Source organism: Kitasatospora sp. NE20-6, from assembly GCF_045862635.1.
In genome coordinates this window covers 150,034-161,228 of the sequence record NZ_BPRL01000010.1, presented here as the reverse complement: position 1 = coordinate 161,228, position 11,195 = coordinate 150,034, and the positions used below count along the sequence as shown (strand labels likewise).

General features: G+C 73.6%; 10 protein-coding genes. 4 read left to right on the top strand and 6 right to left on the bottom strand.

All coding sequences use genetic code 11. The annotated features are described in order from the left end of the window. Positions 1-155 precede the first annotated feature (155 nt). Positions 156-2,615: a CDP-glycerol glycerophosphotransferase family protein gene (locus SNE206_RS11525; RefSeq protein ID WP_407913195.1), complete on the top strand. Its 2,460-nt coding sequence runs from the start codon at positions 156-158 to the stop codon at positions 2,613-2,615. A 178-nt stretch (positions 2,616-2,793) separates the two neighbouring features. Further along, complete coding sequence (locus SNE206_RS11520; protein ID WP_407913194.1) at positions 2,794-4,260, top strand: hypothetical protein; 1,467 nt, start codon at positions 2,794-2,796, stop codon at positions 4,258-4,260. Positions 4,261-4,279: 19 nt separating this feature from the next. Here the strand turns inward: SNE206_RS11520 and SNE206_RS11515 are convergent, their stop codons facing one another. The 6 genes from SNE206_RS11515 to SNE206_RS11490 form a co-directional block, all read right to left on the bottom strand. After that, positions 4,280-4,858 (bottom strand): 2'-5' RNA ligase family protein, encoded by a 579-nt coding sequence (locus tag SNE206_RS11515; protein WP_407913193.1) that lies wholly within the window; start codon positions 4,856-4,858, stop codon positions 4,280-4,282. After that, positions 4,858-5,895, bottom strand: a complete 1,038-nt coding sequence (gene trpS / locus SNE206_RS11510) for a tryptophan--tRNA ligase (protein WP_407913192.1) — start codon at positions 5,893-5,895, stop codon at positions 4,858-4,860. The genes SNE206_RS11515 and trpS overlap by 1 nt, the downstream gene beginning before the upstream one ends. Before the next feature lie 30 nt (positions 5,896-5,925). Further along, positions 5,926-7,239: a hemolysin family protein gene (locus SNE206_RS11505; protein WP_407913191.1), complete on the bottom strand. Its 1,314-nt coding sequence runs from the start codon at positions 7,237-7,239 to the stop codon at positions 5,926-5,928. A 98-nt stretch (positions 7,240-7,337) separates the two neighbouring features. Continuing rightward, on the bottom strand, positions 7,338-8,330 hold the full coding sequence (locus SNE206_RS11500; RefSeq protein ID WP_405012971.1) for a malate dehydrogenase: 993 nt from the start codon (positions 8,328-8,330) through the stop codon (positions 7,338-7,340). 272 nt (positions 8,331-8,602) lie between these two features. Continuing rightward, positions 8,603-8,998, bottom strand: coding sequence for a DUF3017 domain-containing protein (locus tag SNE206_RS11495; protein ID WP_407913190.1), 396 nt, complete (start codon positions 8,996-8,998; stop codon positions 8,603-8,605). A 23-nt stretch (positions 8,999-9,021) separates the two neighbouring features. Continuing rightward, entirely contained in the window at positions 9,022-9,876 is an 855-nt protein-coding gene (locus tag SNE206_RS11490; RefSeq protein ID WP_407913189.1) for a bifunctional methylenetetrahydrofolate dehydrogenase/methenyltetrahydrofolate cyclohydrolase, read from the bottom strand. Between the two features lie 374 nt (positions 9,877-10,250). Between SNE206_RS11490 and SNE206_RS11485 the strand changes: the two genes are divergently transcribed. Both SNE206_RS11485 and SNE206_RS11480 read left to right on the top strand, forming a co-directional pair. After that, the gene (locus tag SNE206_RS11485; RefSeq protein WP_407913188.1) at positions 10,251-10,676 is read left to right on the top strand and encodes a hypothetical protein; all 426 of its coding nucleotides are present in this window, start codon (positions 10,251-10,253) and stop codon (positions 10,674-10,676) included. Beyond that, positions 10,673-11,107, top strand: a complete 435-nt coding sequence (locus tag SNE206_RS11480; protein WP_407913187.1) for a DUF2752 domain-containing protein — start codon at positions 10,673-10,675, stop codon at positions 11,105-11,107. The genes SNE206_RS11485 and SNE206_RS11480 overlap by 4 nt, the downstream gene beginning before the upstream one ends. Positions 11,108-11,195 lie beyond the last annotated feature (88 nt).

Here is an 11,195-nt window from a genome sequence, read left to right as displayed (position 1 = left end):
CAGAAACTGCTGGTTGACCTGCGCGTCGGCAGCGGTGTGAGATGACATCCGCAGGTCCCGTCAGTGCCGTCGCCGCTCCCCCGGCCCTCCCCCAACCGACACGACGCGGGCCGCCGGCCCCACCCGGCCGCCAGTGTCTCGGAGAGCCGTCCCAGATGACCACGACCACCGCCGCGCCCGCCGAAGCCGCCACCGGCCCGGTCCAGGACGCGGAGCCCGACCTCTCCCCCGTCTTCGGCGCCCGCGCGCTCCGCTGGACGGACGCCGGCCTGGAGATCACCGGCTTCGCCCACCCCGGCGACCGGAGCACCGGCAGACTCGCCGCGGGGTTCACCTCGCTCGTCCTGGAGACGGGCGGACGCTCCCGCCCGCTGCGGGTCCGCACCCGGCAGGTGCACCTGCCGGAGGCGACCGACGAGAGCGGGCAGAGCCGCTTCAACCACGACTGGTCGGGCTTCACCGCCGTCGTGGACCCGCGGCGGCTGATGCGGCGCGGCGAGTGGCGCAACAGCACCTGGCGGGTCGGCGCCGTCCTGCGGGCGGGCCTCCGCCGCCACACGGGTCCGCTGGCCCCGCACTGGTGCGGGTCCGGCGAGTACCCGGTGCCGCAGTGGGTCGACCGGGACGTCCGGATCGTGCCCCACTTCACCGACCAGGGGCTGCGCCTGCGGGTCGAGAACGTGCGGGCGCGGATCACCTCCGCCGCCGTCACGGACGCCGTCCTGCGGTTCGGCGGCCGGGCCGCCGCCCTTCCGGCGGACAGCGTGCTGCGGGTCCGCCACCGGGGGTCGGGGGCCGAGCTGGTGCTCGCCACCGCCCTCGCCGACGGCGCGTTCACCGCGGACCTGCCCCTCGCCGGGCTCACCGGGGACGGCCGGGGCACCGAGGAGTCCGAGCACTGGGACACCGAGTTCCTGCTGCCCGACGGCAGCACCGTCCGGGCGGTGCTCGACGACCGGGAGGGTCCGCTCGCCGCGCTGCACGACCTGCCCGGCACCGGCCGTGTCCTGCAGGTCAAGCAGCTCTCCGACGGGTACCTGCAGCTGTGCGTGCAGCAGGGCGGCGTCCTGGTCGGGAGCGTCACCCCGGCCGAGGGCGGTTTCGACCTCGCGGTGCACGCGCTGCTCCCCGGCGACGGCCCGCTCGAACTCGTCCTGCGGCACGGGAACGGCACCGGTGAGGTCCGGCTGCCCGTCCCCCGGGCCGAGCGCGCCACCGTGCACCTGCCGGCCTCCGTCCGCGCGTCCGACGGCGTCCTGCACCCGCTCCGGCAGGGCGTGTGGGACCTGCGGCTGCGGCCCGCCGGCGACCCGCAGGGCGAGCAGTCGCTGATGCTCGCGCCCGCCGCGCTCGCCGGCCTGCCCGTCTCCGTCACGGCCGGCGGCGGCAAGCACGTCCTGCTGCAGCGCCGCTGGCACGACACCCTGGTCCTCGACTCCACCCCGGTGCTCGGCGCGGCCGAGCGCAGCGCGTACGCGCAGGAGCAGCTGCGGACGACCGGCTACCGGTCGGCCCGGGAGCGGCCGCTGCGCGACGCGGTGCTGTACGACGTCTTCGGCGGCCGCGGCTACGCGGACTCGCCGAAGGCCGTGCACGCCGAGCTGCTGCGGCGGGGTGCGCCGGTGGAGCACCTGTGGGTGGTCGACGACGCGCAGGCCGAGGTGCCGGCGGGTGCCATCGCGGTGCGGTCGCACAGCGCCGAGTGGTACGAGGCGCTGGCGACCTGCCGCTACCTGGTGGGCAACACGCACTTCCCGGACTTCCTGGAGCGCCGCGAGGGCCAGGTGGTCGTGCAGACCTGGCACGGCTCGCTGCTGAAGCGGATCGCCCACGACGTCGACAACGCCTGGCTGGCCGACCACGGCTACCTGGAGGCGCTCGCCCGGGAGGTGCCGCAGTGGAGCGTGCTGGTCTCGCCGAGCTCCTTCGCGACACCGGTGCTGCGGCGGGCGTTCCGCTACGAGGGCGAGGTGCTGGAGTCCGGCTACCCGCGCAACGACGTGCTCTCCGGCGGCCCGGGTGCGGACGCCGTCCGCCGGCGGCTCGGGGTGCCGGACGGCAAGCGGATCGTGCTGTACGCGCCGACCTGGCGGGAGGACCAGCAGCGCGCCAACGGCGACGGCTTCGAGCTGGGGCTGCGGCTCGACGTGGCGGCCGCGCGGGCCGCGCTCGGCGACGACCACGTGCTGCTGGTGCGGCCGCACGCGCACGTCCGGGAGCCGCTGCCGGGCGCCGGTGACGGGTTCCTCTTCGACGTCGGCGACTACCCGGACGTCCAGGAGCTGCTGCTGGCCGCGGACGTGCTGGTGACCGACTACTCGTCGATCATGTTCGACTTCGCGATCACCGGCCGGCCGATCCTGTTCTTCACGTACGACCTGGAGCACTACCGGGACACGCTGCGCGGCTTCTACTTCGACTTCGAGGCCGAGGCGCCGGGGCCGCTCGTCCCGACCTCGGAGGAGCTGGTGGCCGCGCTGCGCGACGTGGCCGGGCCGGGCCGGGTCACGGCGGCGTACGCGGAGGCGTACGCGCGGTTCCGGTCGGTCCACTGCCACCTGGACGACGGTGCCGCCGCCGCCCGCGTGGTGGACCGGATGCTCGCGCTCGGCTGAGCCCGCCCCGACACGGCCGGCCGCACGGGCGTCCCCGGGTTCCGGCCCGGGCACGCCCGTGGGGCGGCCCCCGCGGGACACGGACCGTCCCGTACGCCGACCCCACCGCACCCGATCAGGAGTTCGGGTCCACGGGTAGGGTGGGCCCACCTCCGTCCCGGCGAATCTAGGCAGACCGATGACCGCACTTCTCGACGGCTCCAGGGCCGAGGATTGGGACCACGCACGGCACGCACGGCGCGTGCCGGACCGCTGGCGGCTGCCGCTGGCCGTCGGGGTCGGGGTCCAGCTGGTGCTGCTGGTGTGGTGGGCCGCGTTCTCCCCGGGGCTGACCAGTTACGACTCCGCCGTGTACGTCTCCCAGGTGACGAGCGGGATCTGGACCTCGGACCACTCGGTGGCGTACAACGCGCTGGTGTGGCTGGCCGTGCACCTGCCGGGCCGGCTCGCGGTGCTGACGCTGGCCCAGACGGTGCTGGCGTCCTCGGCGCTGGCCTACACCTGCGTCGCGATGCGCGGGCTGGGCGCCCGGGGCCGGTGGACGGCGCCGATCGCGCTGGTCCTGGCCGTGGCACCGCCGACCGGTGCGTTCGTGGTCTACATCTGGAAGGACGTGCCGTTCACGCTGTGCGCCGTCCTGGTGTTCGCGGCGTCGGTGCGGCTGGTCGCCCGCAAGGCGGGCCGGGCGGACTGGTGGATCCTCACGGCGGCGCTGGTGGGCCTCGGCCTGTTCCGCAACAACGGCCTGGGCGTGGCGCTGATCGCCGGCCTGGCGCTGGCCGTCGCGATCCGCGGGCGGCGGGCGCGGCTCACCGTGCTGACGCTGTTCGCCGTCGGCGTGTCGCTGCTGTGCCAGCTGGTGGTCTACCCGGCGGTCGGGATCAAGCAGCCCGCGAAGAGCTCGGTGTACTCGCTGAACTACCACGACGTGGCGGTGGCGTACGCCGCCCAGCCCGCGCTCTTCAGCGCGGCCGACCGGCGGGTGATGGCGCAGGTCACCCCGCTGGAGGACTGGACGCGGGGCGGCAGCAACTGCTTCGTCTCCGACCAGCTGGTGCTGGCCTGGAACTTCGACCGGCCGGCCGCCGAGCGCGTCAACGACCGGCTGATGGCGATCTGGACGAAGGTCGCGAAGCAGCGCCCCGACCTGATCATGAACGCGCGGATCTGCCGCGGCCACATCGCGTGGGCGCCGTTCCCCGGCCCCGCCGAGAAGAACGCGTACACCTGGATCGGCGACCCGGCGCCGGCCCCGAAGGACCTGTACGGCGTCGCCGCGGCCGGCCAGCCGATGGCGTCCAACCCGAACCGCACCGCGGTGTACGCCCACCCGGTCTCGACCAAGCTGCGGCACGTCGCGGTGTTCTGGTACAACGCCGCCAAGGCCAGGCAGCTCGACTGGATCCTCTTCCGCGGCGCGACCTGGTGCTACCTCGGCTACGCGGCGATCGTGCTGTTCGCCCGCGGCCGCCGGCTGCGGTCGGCGTACGCGCTGGCCGGCGTCATGGTCGGCTTCCAGCTGACCGTGCTCGCGGCCAACCCGGCACCGCTGTACCGCTACATGGTGGCGCCGCTCTTCATCGCGCCGTTCTGCCTGGCGCTGATCCCGGCCCGCCGGTCGCGGGCCGGGGACCGTCGCGCCTGACCGGCCCGCCCCGGCGCGGCTACCCGCCGAACGCGTAGCCGCGCCAGGGCCGCCAGACCTCGTCCGGACCGAACCGGGAGAGCCCGAACCCGGGCACGGTGAACTCCGCCGAGAAGCCGCGGGCCTTCTCGTACGCCTCGTCGAGGACCTCCTCGGCGAGGTCGTGCGCGACGGTGACGTGCGGGTGGTACGGGAAGGCGAGCTCACGGGCCAGCGGCCCGGAACGGACCGCGGCCTCCAGCGCACGGCACTCCTGCGCACCGCCCTCCACCCTGACGAACACCACCGGCGAGACCGGCCGGAACGTGCCGCTGCCCCGGAGCAGCATCGGGAACGGCCGGTGCGCGGCCGCGACCTCCACCAGGTGCGCCTCGATCTCCGGCAGCAGCGCCGTCGGCACCCCGGTCGGCGGCAGCAGGGTCACGTGGGTGGGTATGGAACGGGCACGCGGGTCGCCGTGGGCCGCGCGGGCGTCCTGGATCTCCGTGCCGTACGGGTCCGGGACGGATATCGACACGCCGATGGTGACGGTCTCCGGGAGCTCCGTGAGCCCCGGGAGACCGCCGCCGTCGGGAACGGGTCCGGCCGTCTGCCGCATCAGCGCTTGGGCACCAGGAAGCCGATGCGGTCGTAGACCGTGGCGAGCGTCTCGGACGCCACCTCGCGGGCCTTCTCGGCGCCGAGGCCGAGCACCCGGTCGAGCTCCGCCGGGTCGTCCAGGTAACCCTGGGTGCGGGCCTGGAACGGCGTGACCCACTCGGTGAACAGCTCCGCCAGCTCGGTCTTGAGCGCGCCGTACATCCGGCCCTCGAAGTGCTCCACCAGCGCGTCGACCGACTGCCCGCTCAGCGCGGAGTGGATGCGCAGCAGGTTGGAGACGCCGGCCTTCTCCTCCTCGTCGTACGAGACGACGGTGCCGGTGTCGGTGACGGCGCTCTTGAACTTCTTCGCGCTGGCCCTGGGGTCGTCCAGCAGGTTGACCAGGCCCTTGGTGGAGGAGGCCGACTTGCTCATCTTGGCCGACGGGTCCTGGAGGTCCAGGATCTTGGCGGTCTCCTTGAGGATGTACGGCTTCGGCAGGGTGAACGTGGGCGCGTAGCGGCTGTTGAAGCGCTCCGCGAGGTCGCGGGTGAGCTCCAGGTGCTGGCGCTGGTCCTCGCCGACGGGCACGAGGTCGGCCTGGTAGAGGAGGATGTCGGCGATCTGGAGGATCGGGTAGGTGAAGAGGCCGACGGTGGTGCGGTCGCTGCCCTGCTTGGACGACTTGTCCTTGAACTGGGTCATCCGGGAGGCCTCGCCGAAGCCGGTCAGGCAGTTCATCACCCAGCCGAGCTGCGCGTGCTCGGGCACGTGGGACTGGACGAAGAGCGTGCAGCGCTCCGGGTCGAGGCCGGCGCCGAGCAGCTGGGCCGCGGAGACCCGGGTGTTCTGCCGGAGCTGCGCGGGGTCCTGCTCGACGGTGATCGCATGGAGGTCGACCACCATGTAGAAGGCGTCGTTGTCGTCCTGCAGGGCGACCCACTGCTGGACGGCACCGAGGTAGTTGCCGAGGTGGAACGAGCCCGAGGTGGGCTGGATCCCGGAGAGCACCCGGGGACGATCCTTGACCGGACCTGCGACCGCTGCGTTGACCATGCGGGCCATTGTTCCAGTTTCACCGACCACTCAGGAAACATCTTCCGCGTGAGCTTCGGCCGGTGTGACGGCACTCACCCGGATCCGCTCGATCCGGCGCCCGTCGAGCTTCGCCACGGTCAGCAGGACACCGTCGCCGGTGGCCACCTGGTCGCCCGGCTCGGGCAGCCGGCCGAGCTCGCGGACGAGGAAGCCGGCGACCGTCTCGTACGGGCCCTCGGGCAGCACGACGCCGGTCTCGCCGGTGAAGTCGGCGAGGTTGAGCAGGCCGTCGAGCTCCATGCCGCCGCCCGCGAGGCGGCGGGTGGCGGTGGTGTCGAGGGCGTCGTACTCGTCGCGGATCTCGCCGACGACCTCCTCGACGAGGTCCTCCAGGGTGACGATGCCCGCGGTGCCGCCGTACTCGTCGACGACGATGGCCAGGTGGTGGCCCTCGCGCCGCATCTCGCCCATCGCCTCCAGCACCCGTTTGGTGGCGGGCAGCAGCTTGACCGGGCGGGTCAGGTCGCGCACCCGCACGGCCTGCACGCCGCGCGCGCCGTAGAGGTCGCGGACGTGCACGAAGCCGGTCACCGCGTCGTACGAGCCCTCGACGACCGGGTAGCGGGAGTGCGGGGCGGAGTCGGTCTCCGGCCGGACCTCGGAGACGAGGCGCTCGGCGTCGAGGAAGGTCACCTCGGTGCGGGGCTTCATCACCTCGCGCAGCTGGCGCTCGCCCGCCGCGAAGACGTCGTTGATCAGCGCCCGCTCGTCGCTGCCGAGCTCGGTGTTGGCGGCGACCAGTCCGCGCAGCTCCTCGGAGCTCATCGAGCCGCGGCCGGCCGCCGGGTCGCCGCCGAACAGCCGGACCATGAGGTTGGTGGAGTGGCCGAGCAGCCAGATCACCGGCCGCAGCACCACCGACATGACGTCGACCACGGGTGCGGCGAGCACCGCGATGGAGTCGGCGCGCTGCAGGCCGATGCGCTTGGGGGTGAGCTCGCCGAGGACGAGGGAGGCGTAGCTGATGACCAGGGTGAGGCCGACCAGGGCGACGGCGTCGGCGACCCCCGCGGACAGGCCCAGGCCGACGAAGAGCGGTGCGACCTTGCCCGCGAGGGTGTCGGCGCCGAAGGCCGCGGAGAGGAACCCCATGCAGGTCACCCCGACCTGCACGGCCGCCAGGAAGCGGTTCGGGTCGGCGGCGAGGTGCGCGGCGCGGGCCGCCCGCCGGGTGCCGACGGATTCGAGGGCGCGGATCTGGCCCTCGCGGAGCGAGATCAGGGAGATCTCGGCGACGTTGAAGAGTCCGCCCAGCATGATGAAGACGAGGACGAGCGCGGCGTCCCCGAGAGTTTCTGCCACGGCCCGAGTGTAGAAGCCGTGACGACGCGGAACGGCCGGGCGCCCCGGGGGGCGTCCGGCCGTCGTTGCCGCTGCGGCGGCGCGGGTCGTGCGTCGGCTCAGATGAGGCCGAGCTCGGCGACCGCGTCGCGCTCCTCGGCGAGCTCCTGGACGGAGGCGTCGATGCGGGCGCGCGAGAAGTCGGAGAGCTCCAGGCCCTGGACGATCTCGAACGAGCCGTTCGCGGTGGTGACCGGGAACGAGGAGATCAGGCCCTCCGGCACGCCGTACGAGCCGTCGGAGACGATGCCCATGGACGTCCAGTCGCCGGCCGCGGTGCCGTTGACCCAGGTGTACACGTGGTCGATGGCGGCGTTGGCGGCCGACGCGGCGGAGGAGGCGCCGCGGACCTCGATGATCGCCGCACCGCGCTTGGCGACGGTCGGGATGAAGTCGTTCTCGACCCAGGCCTGGTCGGAGCCGGTGGCCTCGAAGCCGCTCTTGCCGGCGATCTCGGCCTGGAAGAGGTCGGGGTACTGGGTGGCGGAGTGGTTGCCCCAGATGGTGACCTTCTTGACGTCCTCGACGGTGACGCCGGCCTTCTTCGCCAGCTGCGCGACGGCACGGTTGTGGTCGAGGCGGGTCATCGCGGTGAAGCGCTCGGCCGGCACGTCGGGCGCGTTGCGCTGCGCGATGAGGGCGTTGGTGTTGGCCGGGTTGCCGACGACGAGCACCTTGATGTCGTCCGCGGCGTTGTCGTTGATGGCCTTGCCCTGGGGGCCGAAGATGCCGCCGTTGGCCTGCAGCAGGTCGCCGCGCTCCATGCCGGCGGTGCGCGGGCGGGCACCGACGAGGAGGCCGACGTTCGCGCCCTCGAAGGCGGTCGCGGCGGAGTCGGTGATGGTGATGTTGCGCAGCAGCGGGAAGGCGCAGTCGTCGAGCTCCATGGCGACGCCCTCGGCGGCCTTGAGGCCCTGCGGGATCTCCAGGAGGCGGAGGTTCACCGGCACGTCGGCGCCGAGCAGGTGGCCCGAGGCGATGCGGAAGAGCAGCGCGTAGCCGATCTGGCCGGCTGCTCCGGTGACGGTGACGTTGACGGGGGTGCGAGTCATTTCTACCTACTCCAGCAAATCGCCAGGTGCCCCAGGCACGTCGTCGGCGCACTGGAGCCGAGGATAATCTCTCGATATCGAGAGACCTGCGTCAGGTTATCGCAAAGGCAAGCGTATGCCTCCCGCCCGGACGTGGCTGATGCGTCACACAGCGTGCGACCCCCCGCGGCGGATGCCGCCGAGGGGCCGCGCGCGGCGGTGTCCGGCCGGCCCGCCCGGGCGTGGCGGCCGCCCGGGCGGGCCCGGTGCCGGCGGCCGCCACCGCACCGGGATCAGCGGCGCGGACGGCCCACCAGGCGCCCGATGTCGTCGACGACGCCCAGGTGCAGCCAGGGATCCGGCTGCGCGACCAGGGTCAGCAGCACGACCGCCCCGCCCAGGAACGCCAGCACCCCGACGTCGGTGAACCGGCTGCGCACGGCCAGCATCCCGACCTCCGGCAGGGCGAGCCGGAGCACCGCGGCCAGCAGGAGCGAGCTGCCGAGCACGAGCAGCCCGACCTTGAAGTCGCCGAACCGGGTGACGGCGATGCCGAGCCCGGCGACCGCCAGCACCAGCGATATCGGCCACTGCCGGACGGGCAGCGTGTGGCTGCGGCCGGCCGCGGCCGCCGAGCCCTCCGGCGGCAGCGTGCCGGTGGTCCTCGCCGGCCGCCGCCGGCTGCGCACGGCCCGTACCGGTCCCACCGGGATCAGCGGCCGGCGCGGCGCTCGGCCGCCACGACGATGTTGTTGAGCAGCATGGCGCGGGTCATCGGGCCCACCCCGCCGGGGTTGGGGGAGATCCAGCCGGCCACCTCGGCGACACCCGGGTGCACGTCGCCGACGATCTTGCCCTCGCTGCGGCTCACGCCGACGTCGAGCACGGCGGCGCCGGCCTTGACGTCCTCGGGCTTCACGAGGTGCGGCACGCCGGCGGCGGCCACCACGATGTCGGCCTTGCGCAGGTGGTAGGCGAGATCGCGGGTGCCGGTGTGGCACAGCGTCACGGTGGCGTTCTCGCTCTTGCGGGTGAGCAGCAGGCCGATCGAGCGGCCCACGGTGACACCGCGGCCGAGCACGACCACCTCGGCGCCGTCGATCTGCACGCCGTGGCGGCGCAGCAGCTCGACGATGCCGAGCGGGGTGCACGGCAGCGGGCCCTCGATGCCGAGGGCGAGGCGGCCGAGCGAGGTGGGGTGCAGGCCGTCGGCGTCCTTGTCCGGGTCCATCAGCTCCAGGACGGGGTTGGCGTCGAGCCCCTTGGGCAGCGGCAGCTGGACGATGTAGCCGGTGCAGGCCGGGTCGGCGTTGAGCTCGCGGACGACGTCCTCGACGTCCTGCTGGGTGGCGGTGGCGGGCAGTTCGCGCTGGATGGAGGCGATGCCGACCTCGGCGCAGTCCTTGTGCTTGCCGTTGACGTACCAGCGGCTGCCCGGGTCGTCGCCGACCAGGACGGTGCCGAGGCCGGGGAGGACGCCCCGCTCCTTGAGGGCCGCCACGCGGACGGCGAGTTCGGACTTGATCGCGGCCGCGGTGGCCTTGCCATCGAGAATCTGGGCAGTCATGGCTCCATTCTCCCGGATCGCCGCGGGCCGCCGCGCCGCGGGCCCGGGACCGGGCCGCGGGACCGCCCCCGGAGCGCGCCGGCAGCCGTACGCGCCGTCGTGCCCACCCGGGCGCCGTGGCTCCGCGCGCCGGTCGGCGCGGTGTCCGCCGGGCCCCCCGCACGGCCCCCCGCACGGGCCCGCGGAGGCCTCCGGGGCGCCGGACACGGAGCGTACGGATCGGGTTGCGGTTGCGCCACATTTGCGTCCGTGACCCGGGCGCGGCTGGACACCACGGCGTGGTAAGGCCACGATGTCCCGAGCAATCTCTGCGGCCCACGTCCTGGTGACAGGCCATCGGGGACCACGGGGGACGATCGTCGGGGGAACACCAAGTGAGCAATCCGTACCAGCCTGACCCGTACGGCGGTTACGGCCAGCAGCCGCAGCAGCCGTACGGGACGCCGCAGTACGGCGCACCGCAGTACCAGCACCCGCAGCAGCCGCAGCCGCAGCCGCAGCCGGGGTACGGCTACCCGCAGCAGCCGCAGCCGTACGTCCCGCCCGGGCCTGTGGTGATCCAGGCGAACTCGGCGGCCACCGCGTCCGTGGTGCTCGGCTTCATCGGCATCCTGACGTCGTGCTTCTACGGCGGCTTCCTCGGCCTGGTGGGCCTCGGCATCGGCATCGCCGGCCTGAACCGGTCGAACCGGACCGGGGTGGGCCGCAACGCGGCGGTCGGCGGGATCGTGCTGAACGTCCTCGCGGTGCTGACCTCCATCGGCTTCCTGGTCTTCTACCTCAGCGTCCCGACGACGTGAGCGTCCCTGCGCCCTCGCCCGCCGGTTCGCTGACGGCCCGTTGGCGGCGCACGGCCGACTCGGTGTCCGGCGGGCTGATGCGGGTGCTGCTGCGCGGTGCCGGCGGTGCGGCCGCGGCGGTGGCCGTGGCCCAGCTGCACGACGCCCACGACCCGGGGGTGCTCTGCCTGCTGCGGCGCTTCACCGGGATCCCCTGCCCGGCCTGCGGCAGCACGACCGTCTTCATCGAGGCCGGTCACGGCCACTGGGCGGCCTCGCTGGCCGCGAACCCGGTGACCGTCGCCGCGGCGGTGGCGCTGCTCTTCGCGCCGCTCGGTCCGGGCCGCTGGTGGTGGGGCCTGTCGACCGGCCGCCGCAACGCGCTGATCGGCACGGCCTTAGTGCTGGCCTGGACGTGGCAGTTGAACCGCCTCGGCATCTCGCGTCCATGAACTTCGCGGTACCCGACGGGAATTGATCCCCGCAGTGTCGGGGCCGTCCGCTAGTGTCCCACCCGGTCGGCGCGACCTCCTTGCCCGT

Coding starts and splice junctions, on each gene's coding strand:
- SNE206_RS11525 (WP_407913195.1), top strand. CDS start 156: ATGACCACGACCACCGCCGCGCCCGCCGAAGCCGCCACCGGCCCGGTC.
- SNE206_RS11520 (WP_407913194.1), top strand. CDS start 2,794: ATGACCGCACTTCTCGACGGCTCCAGGGCCGAGGATTGGGACCACGCA.
- SNE206_RS11515 (WP_407913193.1), bottom strand. CDS start 4,858: ATGCGGCAGACGGCCGGACCCGTTCCCGACGGCGGCGGTCTCCCGGGG.
- trpS (WP_407913192.1), bottom strand. CDS start 5,895: ATGGTCAACGCAGCGGTCGCAGGTCCGGTCAAGGATCGTCCCCGGGTG.
- SNE206_RS11500 (WP_405012971.1), bottom strand. CDS start 8,330: ATGACTCGCACCCCCGTCAACGTCACCGTCACCGGAGCAGCCGGCCAG.
- SNE206_RS11490 (WP_407913189.1), bottom strand. CDS start 9,876: ATGACTGCCCAGATTCTCGATGGCAAGGCCACCGCGGCCGCGATCAAG.